General features: G+C 72.9%; 17 protein-coding genes. 14 read left to right on the top strand and 3 right to left on the bottom strand.

The window, feature by feature from the left end:
* Positions 1-18: 18 nt before the first annotated feature.
* Entirely contained in the window at positions 19-1,170 is a 1,152-nt protein-coding gene (locus ACWD0J_RS03285) for an NADH-quinone oxidoreductase subunit D (protein ID WP_451494013.1), read from the top strand.
* On the opposite strand, the gene ACWD0J_RS03280 is transcribed toward ACWD0J_RS03285, so the two are convergent.
* Positions 1,135-2,154 (bottom strand): SAM-dependent methyltransferase, encoded by a 1,020-nt coding sequence (locus ACWD0J_RS03280; RefSeq protein WP_451494093.1) that lies wholly within the window; start codon positions 2,152-2,154, stop codon positions 1,135-1,137. The genes ACWD0J_RS03285 and ACWD0J_RS03280 overlap by 36 nt on opposite strands.
* 139 nt (positions 2,155-2,293) lie before the next feature.
* On the opposite strand from ACWD0J_RS03280, the gene ACWD0J_RS03275 reads away from it, so the two are divergent.
* From ACWD0J_RS03275 to ACWD0J_RS03265, 3 genes are all read left to right on the top strand, one after another.
* Positions 2,294-3,496 (top strand): sensor histidine kinase, encoded by a 1,203-nt coding sequence (locus ACWD0J_RS03275; RefSeq protein ID WP_451494012.1) that lies wholly within the window; start codon positions 2,294-2,296, stop codon positions 3,494-3,496.
* Positions 3,497-3,565: 69 nt separating this feature from the next.
* Positions 3,566-4,237 carry a response regulator gene (locus ACWD0J_RS03270; RefSeq protein ID WP_451494011.1) on the top strand — a complete coding sequence of 224 codons (672 nt, stop codon included), beginning with the start codon at positions 3,566-3,568 and terminating at the stop codon, positions 4,235-4,237.
* Between the two features lie 56 nt (positions 4,238-4,293).
* Positions 4,294-4,926, top strand: a complete 633-nt coding sequence (locus ACWD0J_RS03265; RefSeq protein ID WP_451494010.1) for an AAA family ATPase — start codon at positions 4,294-4,296, stop codon at positions 4,924-4,926.
* A 203-nt stretch (positions 4,927-5,129) separates the two neighbouring features.
* On the opposite strand, the gene ACWD0J_RS03260 is transcribed toward ACWD0J_RS03265, so the two are convergent.
* On the bottom strand, positions 5,130-6,332 hold the full coding sequence (locus ACWD0J_RS03260; RefSeq protein ID WP_451494009.1) for a threonine aldolase family protein: 1,203 nt from the start codon (positions 6,330-6,332) through the stop codon (positions 5,130-5,132).
* A gap of 205 nt (positions 6,333-6,537) precedes the next feature.
* Between ACWD0J_RS03260 and ACWD0J_RS03255 the strand changes: the two genes are divergently transcribed.
* The 10 genes from ACWD0J_RS03255 (at position 6,538) to ACWD0J_RS03210 (ending at position 15,037) form a co-directional block, all read left to right on the top strand.
* Positions 6,538-7,467: a Rossmann-like and DUF2520 domain-containing protein gene (locus ACWD0J_RS03255; RefSeq protein WP_451494008.1), complete on the top strand. Its 930-nt coding sequence runs from the start codon at positions 6,538-6,540 to the stop codon at positions 7,465-7,467.
* On the top strand, positions 7,464-8,456 hold the full coding sequence (gene panC / locus ACWD0J_RS03250) for a pantoate--beta-alanine ligase (RefSeq protein ID WP_451494007.1): 993 nt from the start codon (positions 7,464-7,466) through the stop codon (positions 8,454-8,456). The genes ACWD0J_RS03255 and panC overlap by 4 nt, the downstream gene beginning before the upstream one ends.
* A complete protein-coding gene (locus tag ACWD0J_RS03245) occupies positions 8,453-10,183 on the top strand; it encodes an L-aspartate oxidase (RefSeq protein WP_451494006.1) in 1,731 nt (576 codons plus the stop codon). The genes panC and ACWD0J_RS03245 overlap by 4 nt, the downstream gene beginning before the upstream one ends.
* Positions 10,184-10,188: 5 nt before the next feature.
* Positions 10,189-11,166, top strand: coding sequence for a carboxylating nicotinate-nucleotide diphosphorylase (gene nadC / locus ACWD0J_RS03240; RefSeq protein WP_451494005.1), 978 nt, complete (start codon positions 10,189-10,191; stop codon positions 11,164-11,166).
* Between the two features lie 5 nt (positions 11,167-11,171).
* On the top strand, positions 11,172-11,969 hold the full coding sequence (locus tag ACWD0J_RS03235; RefSeq protein WP_451494004.1) for a type III pantothenate kinase: 798 nt from the start codon (positions 11,172-11,174) through the stop codon (positions 11,967-11,969).
* 228 nt (positions 11,970-12,197) lie between these two features.
* Positions 12,198-12,983, top strand: coding sequence for a hypothetical protein (locus tag ACWD0J_RS03230; protein ID WP_451494092.1), 786 nt, complete (start codon positions 12,198-12,200; stop codon positions 12,981-12,983).
* Between the two features lie 101 nt (positions 12,984-13,084).
* On the top strand, positions 13,085-13,264 hold the full coding sequence (locus ACWD0J_RS03225) for a hypothetical protein (protein WP_451494003.1): 180 nt from the start codon (positions 13,085-13,087) through the stop codon (positions 13,262-13,264).
* A gap of 168 nt (positions 13,265-13,432) precedes the next feature.
* Positions 13,433-13,870, top strand: coding sequence for a BlaI/MecI/CopY family transcriptional regulator (locus tag ACWD0J_RS03220; protein ID WP_451494002.1), 438 nt, complete (start codon positions 13,433-13,435; stop codon positions 13,868-13,870).
* Between the two features lie 9 nt (positions 13,871-13,879).
* The gene (locus ACWD0J_RS03215) at positions 13,880-14,440 is read left to right on the top strand and encodes an amino-acid N-acetyltransferase (protein WP_451494001.1); all 561 of its coding nucleotides are present in this window, start codon (positions 13,880-13,882) and stop codon (positions 14,438-14,440) included.
* 261 nt (positions 14,441-14,701) lie between these two features.
* Positions 14,702-15,037: a histone-like nucleoid-structuring protein Lsr2 gene (locus tag ACWD0J_RS03210; RefSeq protein ID WP_030573823.1), complete on the top strand. Its 336-nt coding sequence runs from the start codon at positions 14,702-14,704 to the stop codon at positions 15,035-15,037.
* Positions 15,038-15,083: 46 nt separating this feature from the next.
* Here the strand turns inward: ACWD0J_RS03210 and ACWD0J_RS03205 are convergent, their stop codons facing one another.
* On the bottom strand, positions 15,084-15,956 hold the full coding sequence (locus ACWD0J_RS03205) for an SCO3374 family protein (protein ID WP_451494000.1): 873 nt from the start codon (positions 15,954-15,956) through the stop codon (positions 15,084-15,086).
* Between the last annotated feature and the right edge of the window lie 378 nt (positions 15,957-16,334).

Below are 16,334 nucleotides of genomic sequence, written 5' to 3'. Positions count from 1 at the left end.
GTAGGAGAGACTGTGCCCATGACTCCCACGACGGAGACCATGGTCGGAATCGGCGGCGCCGCGGAGAGCACCGACATGGTGCTCAACATCGGCCCGCAGCACCCGTCCACGCACGGTGTGCTGCGCCTCAGGCTCGTCCTGGACGGCGAGCGGATCCAGCACGCGGAGCCGGTGATCGGCTACATGCACCGCGGCGCGGAGAAGCTGTTCGAGGCGCGCGACTACCGTCAGATCATCATGCTCGCCAACCGCCACGACTGGCTGTCGGCGTTCTCCAACGAGCTGGGTGTGGTCCTGGGCGTCGAGCGCATGCTCGGCATGGAGGTCCCCCCGCGCGCGGTGTGGACCCGCACCCTGCTCGCCGAGCTGAACCGGGTGCTGAACCACCTGATGTTCCTGGGGTCCTATCCCCTGGAGCTGGGCGGCATCACGCCGGTCTTCTACGCGTTCCGCGAGCGCGAGGTGCTCCAGAACGTCATGGAGGAGGTCTCCGGCGGGCGGATGCACTACATGTTCAACCGCGTCGGCGGCCTCAAGGAGGACCTGCCGGCCGGATGGGCGGTACGCGCGCGTGCGGCCGTCGCCGCCGTGCGCTCCCGCATGGACCGCTTCGACGACCTGGTGCTCGGCAATGAGATCTTCCGGGGGCGCACGCGGGGCGTGGGCGTCCTGAGTCCTGAGGCCGTGCACGCCTACGGCGTGAGCGGGCCGATCGCGCGCGCCTCGGGCGTCGACCTCGACCTGCGCCGCGACGAGCCGTACCTCGCGTACGGGGAGCTCCAGGACACGCTGAAGGTGGTGACCCGGCAGGAGGGCGACTGTCTCGCCCGCTTCGAGGTCCTGCTGGAGCAGACGCACAACGCGCTCGACCTGGCCGACGCCTGTCTCGACCGGCTCGCCGGCCTGCCGCCCGGCCCGGTCAACCAGCGGCTGCCCAAGGTCCTGAAGGCGCCCGAGGGCCACACGTACGCGTGGACCGAGAACCCCCTCGGCATCAACGGCTACTACCTGGTCAGCAAGGGCGAGAAGACCCCCTACCGGCTGAAGCTGCGCTCGGCGTCCTACAACAACATCCAGGCGCTCGCCGTGCTGCTGCCGGGCACGCTGGTGGCGGACATGGTGGCGATCCTGGGGTCACTGTTCTTCGTGGTCGGGGACATCGACAAGTAGGCCGCCCAGCGGTGCGTCCGGGGTGTCCACCGGGATGCCCACCGGCTGGAGCAGCCAGCCGAAGTCGCCGAGTCCGCCCCGCGCGGTGAGCTCGGCGGCTTCTCCAGCGCCCGCGAGGGCGCGCAGGTAGGCGGCGGGATCGGTGGACGCCAGCGGGAGCGGGGGGCGTACGCCGGTGATGCCCAGGGCGCGCAAGGCGTCGCGCTGCGAGACCACGCGGCCTCCGGGGAGCGCGCACGCGTCCAGGGCGACATGCGCCGTGATGTCGCAGGACCCGTCCGGCACGGGCGCGGTTCCACGCCCGTCCCGGAAGCCGGTGAGGGTGCCGAACGGGGGACGCGTGTCCGCGGTGTGCGCGTAGTCCACGGCCACCGCGAGCCCCCGCCCGACGGTGGCGACGGCCGCCGCCCACGCCTCGTCCCTGGGCAGCCCGATCTCCGCCCGCAGCCCCTCCTCCGTCGCCAGCGGCCACCACCGGGCGAGCCAGCGCGCCTGCGGCCCGCAGACCGGCTCCCCGAGCCGCTCGCGGCCGTCCTCCCGCACGAGCACCAGCCGCGGCACGCCCGCGGGGTCCACCTCGGCGACCTCGACGGGCACGTTGTCGAGCCACTCGTTGGCGAACAGCAGTCCGGTGATCCCCTCCGGCGGCTCGGCCAGCCACTCGATCCGGTGATCGAGGTGCGCGGGACGGCCGGCGATCTCGACGGCGTACCCGCGCGCGCGGGCGGCCACCTCGGCGGGCAGGGCGGCGAGCACCCCGGCGGCCAGTTCGCCCCGGCCCGCGGCCATGTCGACGAAGCCGAGCTCCGCGGGGTGCCCCAGCGCCTCGTCGACCCGGCACAGCAGTCCGGCCACGGCCCCGGCGAACAGCGGCGACGCGTGCACGGACGTACGGAAGTGCCCGGCCGGCCCCTCCGGCCTGCGATAGAAGCCGTCCGGCCCGTACAGCGCGGCTTCCGCCGCCGCCCGCCAGCCGCGCCACATGCCCGCTTTCTCCTCCGTCACGCCGCCAGGTTAGGCGCACTGGGGAACGGAGCCTCCACCTTGCGGAGTATGCGCACGGCGTACGGATCGGCCCTCCGGTTGACCCCTGCACGCATCCGCCTTCCCTACGCTGGGTTACGTGCAGCGCCTCTATGACTTCCTTCGCCGCCACCCGACCTGGGTCGACAGCTTCTGGGCCGTTGTCCTGCTCGGGATCTCGGCGGCCAGCGAGGAGGCCCGCCACGCCGTCCAGGGCACCGACGCCCCGGCGCTCGTCGCCCCGGTCGTCCTCCTGTTGTGCCTGGTGATCGCGTTGCGCCGGCGCATGCCGGAGAAGATGCTGCTGCTGGCCTTCGCCCTGGGACTCGCCCAGCTCGTGCTGGACGTCGAGACGAGAGCCGCCGACTTCGCCCTGCTGGTGATCGTCTACACCGTGGCCGCGACGGGCGCCCGCTGGGCCTCCCGCCTCGCCCTGGGGGTGGGCCTGTGCGCGGCCCCCCTGGCACAACTGCGCTGGCCGAGCGACGACACGAGCGTCCTGGGCAACGTCGCCATCATGGTCTTCCAGACGGTGCCGTTCGCGCTGGCCTGGGTGCTCGGCGACTCGATCCGCACCCGCCGCGCCTACTTCGCGCAGCTGGAGGAGCGGGCCGCGCGTCTGGAGAAGGAGCGCGAGGCGCAGTCGAAGGTCGCGGTCGCCGCCGAGCGCGCCCGGATCGCCCGCGAGCTGCACGACGTCGTCGCGCACAACGTGTCGGTGATGGTGGTGCAGGCCGACGGCGCCGCCTACGTCCTCGACGCCGCCCCCGACCAGGCGAAGAAGGCCCTGGAGACGATCTCCTCCACCGGCCGCCAGGCACTCGCCGAGATGCGCCGCCTGCTGGGAGTCCTGCGCACCGGCGAGCACCAGGAGGGCGGCGAGTACGTGCCGCAGCCCGACGTGGAGCAGATCGAGGACCTCGTCGAGCAGTGCCGTGGCTCCGGGCTGCCCGTCGACTTCAAGGTCGAGGGCACCCCCCGGCCCCTGCCCAGCGGCGTCGAGCTGACCGCGTACCGCATCGTGCAGGAGGCGCTGACCAACACCCGCAAGCACGGCGGGCCGAACGTGGGGGCCAGCGTCCGCCTGGTGTACTTCGACGACGGTCTCGGCCTGCTCGTCGAGGACGACGGCAAGGGCGCCCCGCACGAACTGTACGAGGAGGGCGGCGCCGACGGCCGGGGCCATGGCCTGATCGGTATGCGCGAGCGGGTCGGCATGGTCGGCGGCACCCTGGACGCGGGCCCGCGCCCCGGCGGAGGATTCCGCATCAGTGCGCTGCTCCCGCTCAAACCAGCGCACTGACGCCGACGCACGCCCTGTGTTGACACCTGTAACGCCCCCAGCCGGCAACGATCCATGGAAGAAGGACCGATGACGATCCGCGTGATGCTCGTCGACGACCAGGTGCTGCTGCGCACCGGGTTCCGGATGGTGCTCGCCGCCCAGCCGGACATGGAGGTCGTCGCGGAGGCGGGTGACGGCGTCGAGGCCCTTCAGGTGCTGCGCGCGACCGCCGTCGACGTCGTGCTGATGGACGTCCGGATGCCGAAGCTGGACGGGGTGGAGACCACCCGCCGCATCTGCATGGAGGCCGACCCGCCGAAGGTGCTGATCCTGACCACCTTCGACCTGGACGAGTACGCCTTCTCCGGGCTGAAGGCGGGCGCCTCGGGCTTCATGCTCAAGGACGTGCCGCCCGGTGAGCTGCTCGCCGCGATCCGCTCGGTGCACAGCGGCGACGCGGTGGTGGCGCCGTCGACCACGCGCCGTCTGCTCGACCGCTTCGCGCCGATGCTGCCGAGCGCCGGCAAGGAGCCCCAGCACAAGGAAGTGGAACGGCTCACCGACCGTGAGCGCGAGGTCATGCTGCTGGTCGCCCAGGGCCTGTCCAACGGCGAGATCGCGGCCCGCCTGGTGCTGTCCGAGGCGACTGTGAAGACCCATGTGGGCCGCATCCTGACCAAGCTGGGGCTGCGGGACCGGGTGCAGGTGGTCGTCCTGGCGTACGAGACGGGCCTGGTGCGCGCGGGCGGACACGGCTGAGGCGCGCGGGCGTGCCCGCGGTGTCGCGGGCGGCCGGCCGGGCCTAGGGTCTGAGCATGCTTCTGTGGATCAACGGCCCCTTCGGGGGCGGCAAGACACAGACCGCGTACGAGCTCCGGCGGCGGCTGCCCGGCAGCGTCGTCTGCGACCCCGAACACGTCGGCTTCGGGCTGCGCCGCATGCTGCCGCCCGGACTGCGGGGGGACTTCCAGGACCTGGTGTCCTGGCGGCAGGGCGTCGTCGAAGTGCTCGACCTCGCGCTCACCCGGCACGACGGGGTGGTGATCGTCCCGATGACCGTGACGGACTCCGGTCACTTCGCGGAGACTGTCGGCCGGCTGCGCGGACTCGGGCACGACGTACGCCACTTCACACTCCTCGCCGAGCGCGAGACCGTCCTGAGGCGACTGCGTGAGCGTGGCCCGGGTCACCTCCTTCAGTACGTCGCCGGGAGGAACGCCGCCCTGCGCGGCGAGAGCTGGGCCGTACGACAGCTCGACCACTGCCTGGAGCGTTTGCGGGAACCCGAGTTCGCCGAGCACCTGTGGACCGACCGCACGACCGTGCCGAGGACGGCGGACCGCGTCGCCGTCTCGGCCGGGCTGACCCTTCTGCCGAACAACGAGGGCGCGCTGCGGACCCGGCTGCGGCAGGTGCGGGTGGGGATCCGGCACATCCGGTTCGACTAACGGCCGCCCGGGCGCTTGAACGGCGGCTCAGGCCCTGGCGGAGGTCCCTCCAGGAAGTCGCCGCCCAGCCGGGCCACCACGGTGACGTCCAGGCGCGTGCGTACCGCGCGTTCCGGGCGGTGCTCGCCGGGCGTCCGGCGCGCGGGCGGACACGGCCGGCCGTGAGCCGCCTGCCGCGTCCGCGGGCCCGCGCCACCGGCCGACTACCCGCCGGCCTCCTCGGTCAGCCGGGCGACGAACTCCGCGACCGCCGCCCGCACGTCCTCGGGCGTCCACTCCAGGCCGGACGCCCGTACGTACACCTCCGTGCAGGCCAGACCCGGGCCCTTCCGGTCCCAGGCGTGGGCGAACAGGACGGTCTTCGTCTCCTCGGCCTGCCGGATCGCGGCCTCCGAGAGGACGTCGGCGTCGTACGGCAGCCAGACCTGGAAGTCGTGGGTGTGCGGCACCTCGGGGTGCACGCGCGCCCACGGAACCCCCGCCGCCGCGAACCCCTCGCGCAGCGCGTCGGCCACCACGCGCGCGTGCGCCACGTACGCGGGCAGCCGGGGCAGCTCCCGCTCCAGGCCGGCCAGGGCCGACAGCGCGGTCGGGAACTGCTGGAAGACGGTCCCGCCGTACCGGTGCCGCCAGGCCTTCGCCTCCTCGACCAGCGTCCTCGGGCCGGCCAGGGCGGCGCCGCCGTATCCGTCGAGGGCCTTGTAGAACGACACGTAGACGCTGTCCGCCAGACCCGCGATCTCCTCCAGGGGACGGCCGAAGTGCACGGTGGACTCCCACAGGCGGGCCCCGTCGAAGTGGACCACGGCGTCCCGTTCCCGGGCCGCCTCCACGACCTCGACGAGCTCCTCCCAGGAGGGGAGCACGAAACCGGCGTCCCTGAGGGGAAGTTCGAGCATCAGCGTCCCGAAGGGCTCGTCGAAGTCGCGCACCTCGTCCGGGGTCGGCAGCCGGGGCTCGCTCGTCACCCGGACCGGGCGCAACCCGCCGACCTGGCTCAGCGCGTTCCGTTCGTGCAGTTCGGGATGGGCCAGCCCGTGCAGGGCGACCTTCGGGTCGCCGGTGCGGCCCGCCCAGCAGCGCAGGGCCACCTGCTGGGCCATCGTGCCCGTCGGGAAGAAGGCCGCGGCCTCCGTGCCGAGCAGGCCCGCGACCCTCTGCTCCAGGGCCTCGACGATGCCGTCGCCGTAGATGTCCGACGTCTCGTCCAGGTCGTACAGGTCCGACGCCGCCTCCAGCACGGCCAGGCGCTCCCGGAGCGTGCCGTGGAAACCGAGGCGTGCCAGGGCGCGCTCGGCGCCCCGGCAGGCCGCTGTGCGCCGCTCTCTGCGCTGCTTGCGCCGCTCCTCGTCGGAGACCCGCTCCGGTCCCTGCCCGTCCCGCGTCCGCTCCGCCGTATCGCTCATGATCGGATCATGCCCGCGGCTCCCGGCGGGGTCATCCGGATTTCCGTGTCCCCGCCGTACCTGCGCGCCACGCCCGGCATGGCGCGCGCGGCGCACGGAAACCCACAGCCTGTGGACAACCGGACGCCCCTCGAACCAATCGCGTTAACATGACGAGAAATCGTCCGGTACCCAGAGCGGACTGGAACGGGAAGGCCGCCGTCGCGTGAGTACAGTCCAACTGCCAGACCCCAAGGACCGCCCCGCGCGGCTCACCGTCGGCGTCGTCGGCGCCGGCCGGGTGGGCCCCGCGCTGGCCGCGTCCCTCCAGCTCGCCGGGCACCGTCCGGTGGCCGTCTCCGGGGTCTCGGACGCCTCCCGGCGCCGGGCCGCCCAGCTGCTGCCCGACGTGCCGCTCGTGCCGCCCGCCGAGGTCATGGCCCGCGCCGACCTGGTCCTGCTGACCGTCCCCGACGACACCCTGCCCGGTCTCGTCGAGGGCCTCGCCGAGACCGGCGCCGTACGGCCGGGGCAGCTGCTGGTGCACACCTCCGGCCGGTACGGCGCGAAGGTCCTGGACCCCGCCCTTCGCGCGGGCGCGCTGCCGCTGGCCCTGCACCCGGCGATGACCTTCACCGGCACGCCCGTGGACGTGCAGCGCCTGGCCGGCTGCTCGTTCGGCGTCACCGCCCCCGAGGAGCTGCGGCTGGCCGCCGAGGCACTCGTCATCGAGATGGGCGGCGAACCCGAGTGGATCGCCGAGGAGATGCGGCCGCTCTACCACGCGGCGCTCGCGCTGGGCGCCAACCACCTGGTGACCCTGGTCGCCCAGTCCCTGGAACTGCTGCGCGCGTCCGGCGTCGAGGCCCCCGACCGGATGCTCGGCCCGCTGCTCGGCGCCGCCCTCGACAACGCCCTGCGCTCCGGCGACGCGGCCCTGACCGGCCCTGTCGCGCGCGGGGACGCGGGCACGGTCGCCGCCCACGTCGAGCAGCTGCGCAAGCACGCCCCGCAGACCGTCGCCGGCTACCTGGCCATGGCGCGCGCGACGGCGGACCGGGCGCTCGCGCACGGCCTGCTGAAGCCGGAACTCGCGGAGGACCTCCTCGGGGTACTCGCCCACGGGACCGACGGCACCGAAGGGGACGCCTCATGACCACCGCCCTGCTGCGCACCGCCGACGCGCTGCACGCCCGCGCGCGCGGGGGCCGCCGCGCCGTCGTGATGACCATGGGCGCCCTGCACGAGGGCCACGCCACGCTCGTCCGCACCGCGCGCGAGATCGCCGGGCCCGACGGCGAGGTCGTCGTCACCGTCTTCGTGAACCCGCTGCAGTTCGGCCGGGGCGAGGACCTCGACCGCTATCCGCGCACCCTGGACGCCGACCTCAAGCTCGCCGAACAGTCCGGCGCCGACGCCGTGTTCGCGCCCTCCGTGGACGAGGTGTACCCGGGCGGCGAGCCGCAGGTCCGGGTCAGCGCCGGCCCCATGGGAGAGCGCCTGGAGGGCAGCTCGCGCCCCGGCCACTTCGACGGCATGCTCACCGTCGTCGCCAAGCTGCTGCACCTGACCCACCCCGACATCGCGCTGTACGGCCAGAAGGACGCCCAGCAGCTCGCCCTGATCCGCCGCATGGTGCGGGACCTGAACTTCGGCGTCGAGATCGTCGGCGTGCCCACCGTGCGCGAGGACGACGGCCTGGCCCTGTCCAGCCGCAACCGCTACCTCTCGCCGGCCGAGCGGCGCACGGCGCTCGCCCTGTCCCGCGCGCTGTTCGCCGGCCGCGACCGGCACGCGGCGCAGGAGGCGCTGCGCGCGCGGGCCCGCGAAGTGCCCGCCACCCGCGCGCGTGCCGAGGCGCTGAGCGCCATAGGGGAGTCCCGCGCGGCGGCCGACACGCACGCCGTCGCGAAAGCCGCTCCGGCCGGCCCCGCGGCGGTCCGCGCGGCGGCCCGCCTGGTCCTCGACGACGCCGCCCGCCTCAGCCCCCCGCTCGCGCTGGACTACCTGGCACTCGTCGACCCGTCCGACTTCACCGAGATCGAGGACGACTTCACCGGCGAGGCCGTCCTCGCCGTCGCCGCCCGGGTCGGGACGACCCGGCTGATCGACAACATCCCCCTGACCTTCGGAGCCGCCTCGTGACCAGCACAGGCATACGACTGCACGCGCCCGCGCCCGGGTGGAACATCGCCGCGGACGTCGTGGTCGTCGGCTCCGGCGTCGCGGGCCTGACCGCCGCCCTGCGCTGCGAGGCGGCCGGCCTGAAGACGGTCGTCGTCACCAAGGCCCGCCTCGACGACGGCTCCACCCGCTGGGCGCAGGGCGGCATCGCCGCGGCCCTCGGCGACGGCGACACGCCCGAACAGCACCTGGACGACACGCTGGTCGCGGGCGCGGGCCTGTGCGACGAGGAAGCCGTACGGATCCTCGTCACCGAGGGCCCCGACGCCGTACGCCGGCTCATCGAGACCGGCGCCCACTTCGACGAGTCGTCCGAAGGGCGGCTGGAACTGACCCGCGAGGGCGGCCACCACCGCCGCCGGATCGCGCACGCCGGCGGCGACGCGACCGGCGCGGAGATCTCCCGCGCGCTGGTCGAGGCGGTCCGCGCGCGCGGCCTGCGCACGATCGAGAACGCGCTCGTCCTGGACCTCCTCACGGACGCCGACGGCCGCACCGCCGGTGTCACCCTGCACGTCATGGGAGAGGGCCAGCACGACGGCGTGGGCGCCGTGCACGCCCCCGCGGTCGTCCTCGCGACGGGCGGCATGGGCCAGGTCTTCTCGGCGACCACCAACCCGTCCGTGTCGACGGGCGACGGCGTGGCGCTGGCCCTGCGCGCGGGCGCGGAGGTCTCCGACCTGGAGTTCGTGCAGTTCCACCCGACGGTGCTGTTCCTGGGCCCGGACGCGGAGGGCCAGCAGCCCCTCGTCTCCGAGGCGGTCCGCGGCGAGGGCGCCCACCTGGTGGACGCCCACGGCGTGCGCTTCATGGCCGGGCAGCACGAACTCGCCGAGCTCGCGCCCCGGGACATCGTCGCCAAGGGCATCATGCGCCGCATGCAGGAGCAGGGCGCCGAGCACATGTTCCTCGACGCCCGGCACTTCGGCGCCGACATGTGGGAGCACCGCTTCCCGACGATCCTCGCCGCCTGCCGCGCGCACGGCATCGACCCGGTCCACGAGCCCATCCCGATCGCCCCGGCCGCCCACTACGCCTCCGGCGGCGTCCGCACCGACCCGCACGGCCGCACCACCGTCCCCGGCCTGTACGCGTGCGGCGAGGTCGCCTGCACCGGCGTGCACGGCGCGAACCGGCTCGCGTCGAACTCCCTCCTGGAAGGGCTGGTCTACGCCGAGCGCATCGTCGCCGACATCGCGGCGAGCCGCGCCGGCGACGGCCTGCACGCGCGCGTGCCCGCCCCGGTCGAGCACCCCGAAAGGCCCGCCCACCCCCTGCTCGCCGCCGAGGACCGGTTCGCCATCCAGCGGATCATGACGGAGGGCGCGGGCGTCCTGCGCTCCGCCGCGTCCATGGCCACCGCGGCGGACGCCCTCCAGCGGCTGCACACCGAAGCCCGGGACGCCCTCGACGAGAACGGCAAGACCGCCGAGCCCGGCGTCGACACCTGGGAGGCCACCAACCTGCTGTGCGTGGCCCGGGTCCTGGTCACCGCCGCGCGCCTGCGCGAGGAGACCAGGGGCTGCCACTGGCGCGAGGACCACGCCGAGCGTGACGACACCCGGTGGCGCCGTCACATCGTCGTACGGCTCAATCCGGACCGCACACTCGCCGTACACACCACCGATACCGCAGACTTCCCCCCGACCCGGCAGCACCAGCCGGCGCAGCGTCCCCAGGAGCAGTGACCAAAGTGAGCACCCCCGACCTTCCCCTCGCGCCGACCGGCGGCTGCGGCGACGGCTGTGCCTGTGGCGCCGACGGCGACGAGGAATACCTGGAGTGCGGGCTCGACCCCGCGCTCGCGCAACTCCTGGCCGACGCCGGCCTCGACCCCGTGGAGGTCGAGGACCTCGCCAACGTCGCCATCCAGGAGGACCTCGACCACGGCGTGGACGTGACGACGGTCGCGACCATCCCCGAGGACGCGGTCGCCACCGCCGACTTCACCGCACGCGAGGCGGGCGTCGTGGCCGGCCTCCGGGTCGCCGAAGCGGTCCTCTCGGTCGTCTGCACGGACGAGCTGGAGGTCGAGCGGCACGTGGAGGACGGCGACCGGGTCGAGGAGGGCCAGAAGCTCCTCTCGGTCACCACCCGCACCCGCGACCTCCTGACCGCCGAACGCAGCGCGCTGAACCTCCTGTGCCGCCTGTCGGGCATCGCGACGGCCACGCGCGCGTGGGCGGACGCCCTGGAGGGCACCAAGGCGCGCGTGCGGGACACCCGCAAGACGACGCCCGGCCTGCGCTCCCTGGAGAAGTACGCGGTGCGCTGCGGCGGCGGCGTCAATCACCGCATGTCGCTGTCCGACGCGGCCCTGGTCAAGGACAACCACGTGGTCGCCGCGGGCGGCGTCGCCCAGGCCTTCAAGGCCGTACGGGAGGCCTTCCCGGACGTGCCGATCGAGGTCGAGGTCGACACCCTGCACCAGCTGCGCGAGGTGGTGGACGCCGGCGCCGACCTGATCCTGCTGGACAACTTCACGCCGGGCGAGTGCGAGGAGGCCGTGGCCCTCGTCCACGGCCGAGCCGCGCTGGAGGCCTCCGGCCGGCTCACCCTGGACAACGCCAAGGCCTACGCCGGCACCGGCGTCGACTACCTCGCCGTAGGGGCCCTCACCCACTCCTCGCCGATCCTGGACATCGGCCTGGACCTGCGCGAGGCGGAGTAGCCGCGATGCTCCTCACGATCGACGTGGGCAACACGCACACGGTCCTGGGTCTGTTCGACGGCGAGGACATCGTCGAGCACTGGCGGATCTCCACGGACGCCCGCCGCACGGCCGACGAGCTGGCGGTGCTGCTCCAGGGCCTGATGGGCATGCACCCGCTCCTCGGCGACGAGCTGGGCGACGGCATCGACGGGATCGCGATCTGCGCGACCGTGCCCTCCGTGCTGCACGAACTGCGCGAGGTGACGCGCCGCTACTACGGTGACGTGCCCGCCGTGCTCGTCGAGCCGGGCGTGAAGACGGGCGTGCCGATCCTGACCGACAACCCCAAGGAGGTCGGCGCGGACCGGATCATCAACGCGGTGGCGGCGGTCGAGCTGTACAGCGGCCCGGCCATCGTCGTGGACTTCGGCACGGCGACGACGTTCGACGCGGTCTCCGCGCGCGGGGAGTACGTCGGCGGTGTCATCGCGCCCGGTATCGAGATCTCCGTCGAGGCGCTCGGCGTCAAGGGGGCGCAGCTGCGGAAGATCGAGGTGGCGCGCCCGCGGAGCGTGATCGGCAAGAACACGGTCGAGGCGATGCAGTCCGGGATCATCTACGGGTTCGCCGGCCAGGTGGACGGGGTCGTGAACCGGATGGCGCGGGAGCTGGCGGAGGACCCGCAGGACGTGACGGTCATCGCGACGGGTGGGCTCGCGCCGATGGTGCTGGGCGAGTCGTCGGTGATCGACGAGCACGAGCCGTGGCTGACGCTGATCGGACTGCGGTTGGTGTACGAGCGGAACGTGTCCCGGATGTGAGCGTGAGCGCGGTAGGGGGCACGGGCTGTTCTCGCGCCCCCTACCGCGCTCACGCGATCCCGGACCGTCGGACGGGCCGGCCGGCGCGGACCGTGCGGACCGGTGCCGGACAGGGCCGCGCGTCCGGGCGGGTGGCTCCGGGCGCCACACCCGGGCGTCTTATGTCGAGTTTGTCTGATTAGCGCGTATCGTCGGCGCATGCCCACGCCATACGGATCCCGCGGCGGCATGGCGTTCGGTGCGGAGGAGCTGCGTGTGCTCCGTCGCGCTCTCGCCCTCGCCCTCCACCCCACGCCCGCCTCGGCCGAGGACGTCCAGGACTGCCTCCGCCTCGCCGCGTCCCTCGACGAGGCGACGCGCGAGGGTGCTCGGCTGCGTGCCTTCCTGGTGGCCGACCTCGCCCGGTACCGCGCCGCCCTCCCCGGCACCGCGGCCGGCTACCTCACGCTCCTGGAGGAGGCGCTGGGTGCCGGATACCGCCCCCACGCCGACGACCTGGCCGGCCTCCGGGCCCTGCGGGGCAGTCCCGTCGCCGCCGCCCTCCTCGACCGCTGCCAGACGCTGGCCGAAAGCGACGTACGCGCCCGCCTGGCCCGCGGCACCGCCCGCCGGGCCGCCCAGGCCCTCTCGACCGTCCCCGCCTCCCGTACGCGCCTCACGGCCCTTTCCGGCGGCCGTTCCGCGACCACCGACGACCCCGCGGGGCGGTGCGGCGCCGAGCGGCACGCGGAGGGTCCGCCGAAGGCATCCGCCTCGGACCTCGCGCGCGACCGCGCCCCGGACCCCGGGCAGCGGCGCCCGGTCCTGGACGCCGCGAACGATCCGGCCAGGGAGCCCGCCCGCAAACCCGGACCCAAACCGGCCGAGCGGCCGGAACGGCCGGCCCCCGAGCCGTCCGGTCCGGCCGATCCCAGGCCGAACCGCCCCATCCCCACTCCGGGCGAGGTCTTCCCCCGCCGCAAGCCGGCCACCCCGCCGCCCGCGAGTCCGCCCCAGCAGCTCGCCGCGGGCTGAGACCTCCCTGGCAGCGGTCTCCCGCATGACCGGGGGCCGCCGCGCCCCGCTTCGTCCCACCCCGCCCCGGGTGTTCCCGGATCCGTGGCTACTCTGGACGCATGGACTACGTCTCCGCGCTCGTGCCCCCGGTCGTGATGGCCGTGTTCTTCATCGGTCTGATCAGGGTCATCGTGAAGACCCAGGGCGGGGCCAACAAGGCCAAGGAGGACGCGGCCGTCGACGCTGCCCTCGCGCGCACGGAGGGCCTCCGGCAGAACTCCGCGAACACCGACGCCTGAGCGGACGGGTCCTGGGGTGGCCTCGGCGCTCGCCCCTGTCCCGTCGCTGCGGACACCAGGAGGCGCACGACTCGTTTCGCGAGTCGTGCGCCCTTTTTGTGCTTGCTTGTCGGCGAAAGCGCACGTCCGTCACGCGGATGACGGGATCTCCCACTATTGTGCTGAGTTGTGCCTCGCCCATTGGGAGAACTCGAAGACGCGGTCATGACGCGGGTGTGGAAGTGGAACCGCCCGGTGACCGTTCGGGAAGTCCTGGAAGATCTGCAACAGGAACGGTCCATCGCGTACACCACGGTGATGACCGTTCTGGACAATCTTCATCAGAAGGGCTGGGTGCGCCGGGAGGCGGAAGGCCGGGCCTATCGATATGAGGCGGTCTCGACCCGGGCCGCGTACGCCGCCGCCCTGATGAACGACGCCTGGTCCCAGAGTGACAACCCCGCCGCCGCTCTCGTCGCGTTCTTCGGGATGATGAGCGACGAACAGCGGCATGCCCTGCGGGATGCCGTTCGCATCGTCCAGGGGCCGGAATCGTCCGAAGCGCCCCCCGCCCCCGATACCGCCGGCACGAACCCCGGCTCGGCGCCGGAGGGCGACGGGCGATAGCGTCCGCTCATGTCAGCAGAGAGCTCAGCGGAGAGTCCCACCGCGGAGAGTCCCGAAGTCACCGCAAAAGCCATCACCGTCCGGCGGGCCCGCACCGGCGATGTCCCGGCCGTGCGGCGTCTCCTTGACGTGTACGTCCGTGACCGCATCCTGCTCGACAAAGCGATGGTGACTCTTTACGAGGACATCCAGGAGTTCTGGGTCGCCGAACGGGACGACAACGCCGAGGTGGTCGGCTGCGGCGCCCTGCACGTGATGTGGGAAGACCTCGCGGAAGTCCGTACTCTCGCGGTGAAGCCCGGCCTGAAGGGTGCCGGTGTCGGTCATCAGTTGCTGGAGAAGTTGCTGCACACCGCGCGCTGGCTCGGTGTTCGGCGGGTTTTCTGCCTGACCTTCGAAGTGGACTTCTTCGGCAAGCACGGGTTCGTCGAGATCGGCGAGACGCCCGTCGACACCGATGTCTACGCGGAGCTGTTGCGTTCCTATGACGAAGGCGTGGCGGAGTTCCTCGGTCTCGAACGAGTGAAACCGAACACCTTGGGCAACAGCCGGATGCTTCTGCATCTGTGATCGACAAGCCGCGGCAAGGGGCGACAAGGCACGACCCGGAAGACCTATTCCGTCCGTCCGGCCCCTGCCCGGGTTCCCTATGTCCGAAACGCGCACGTTTCCGGACTGTGCGGGGTCGGTCAGTCTCTCCCAGGGGTTTGTGTTTTTCCGGCAAAAGCGGTTTGCTTTCCGACGTACTGCAGTACTGCATATAACAGGGGACGGCGAAACGGCGGACGCCGCAGACTCCCGGCCCTCACGTTATGGATGAAAGGAAATCCGGTGGCACAGAAGGTTCAGGTCCTTCTTGTCGACGACCTCGACGGCGGCGAGGCGGACGAGACCGTCACGTTCGCGTTGGACGGCAAGACGTACGAGATCGATCTCACGACCGCCAATGCGGACAAGCTGCGCGGGCTTCTCGAGCCTTACGTGAAGGGCGGCCGGCGTACTGGTGGCCGTGCTTCGGGTGGGCGTGGAAAGGCGCGTGCCGCTTCCGGTGGCAGCCAGGACACCGCGCAGATCCGCGCCTGGGCGAAGGAGAACGGCTACGAGGTCAATGACCGCGGCCGTGTTCCGGCGTCCATTCGCGAGGCTTACGAGAAGGCCAACGGCTGATCGAGGGATCCGGTTCGGCGTGGCTCCGGCCGACGCGGGACCTGGCTCAGTGCCGGGTCCGGGGGACGGTCGACGGCCGGGCGAACGCCCGGCGCAGCCGCAGGCGGTGGCACTGTGTCGCCACGGTGCTCAGCAGACGTACGAGATCGGGGGCGCCCCCACCGCCCCCCATGGCCGACATCGTCGGCAGCGAGGCCTCGACCTCGCACCCAGGCTCGGGGGGCCGCACCCACACGGCGGCCCCCTGCATGTCCCCGCAGCGGCCCACGGGGATCGGCCGTGCACCGGCCGGACCGGCCGGTGCCGGGGCAGAGGCGAGCAGTGTCGCCGCGGCGGGTTCCGGCCCGGAGAGGTCCGGACCGGCTGCGGGCGGACCCGCCTCATGGGGCGGACGTGCCGCCGCCGCTGTCGGCTCCGGTTCGCGACGAGGCCCCCGGGCAGGGGGTGCCGGCGCGTCCATGACGCCCCCCTCGCCGGTCATCGTGAGGTCGAGCGGCACAGCACCCCACTCCAGCCAGTCCAGTAGCCCGGGAAGCTCCTCCGCGCTGCCCGCGGCCACCAGGAAACGCATCCGGCCGTCCTGCAGGGCCACCGGGGAGCCCGCGACCAGGTGACGCAGGGCCGCCCGTCCCGCCTCGGCCGGCACATCCAGGACGTCGAAGCGCAGACCGACGAAGAGCCGTACCGGAGCGCGGCGATTGTCCGCCGGCACCGGAGCTCCCCCGGTTCCCCCGGTTCTCCCGGTTCCCCCGGCTCCACGGGTCGGCGGGGTGCCGGATCGCCGGGCGGACGCGGGCACGGTCGGCCACCCCAGTTCGTTCTCGTACCACCGGCGGATCTCGTCGCTCGGATCGAGTGGCCGACGGGGGAGCGGGACCGTGGGGAGATCCGTGGTGACCGGGGGGAGGGTGCCAACCATGACAAGTGCAACCGGCGAAGAGACCCGCAAGTTACGCTGGGTGGCATCGCGGGTGCGCACGGTTTCGAAAGAGGGAGCGTGCGGGGGTGCGGGGAGGCACAAGGTTGTTCGCCCATAGCGGAGCGAACCGGCTCGCGCGGCATGGACTGTCCGTCGCAGCGGGTAAGACATCCCTAGTGGGAGGGGGCGACACGCAGGACAGGCCGTCTCACGTTCGCCATCGGCGTACTGGGGAAGGGGGTAAGTGCTTGGCCTGCGGGAACATCGTCTCGCACCATCAGGTTGGAGCAGATGTCGGCGTTCGGGGTCAGGAGGCCAAGGACGGTGTCGGCAGTTGGAATGAGCGGTCCCCGCTTGCGGGACTAAGCTGCGGAAGGA

This window comes from Streptomyces sp. NPDC003011, from assembly GCF_053591515.1.
The sequence above is the reverse complement of the archived record's forward strand: the minus strand, read 5'-3'. Positions and strand labels throughout refer to the sequence as shown.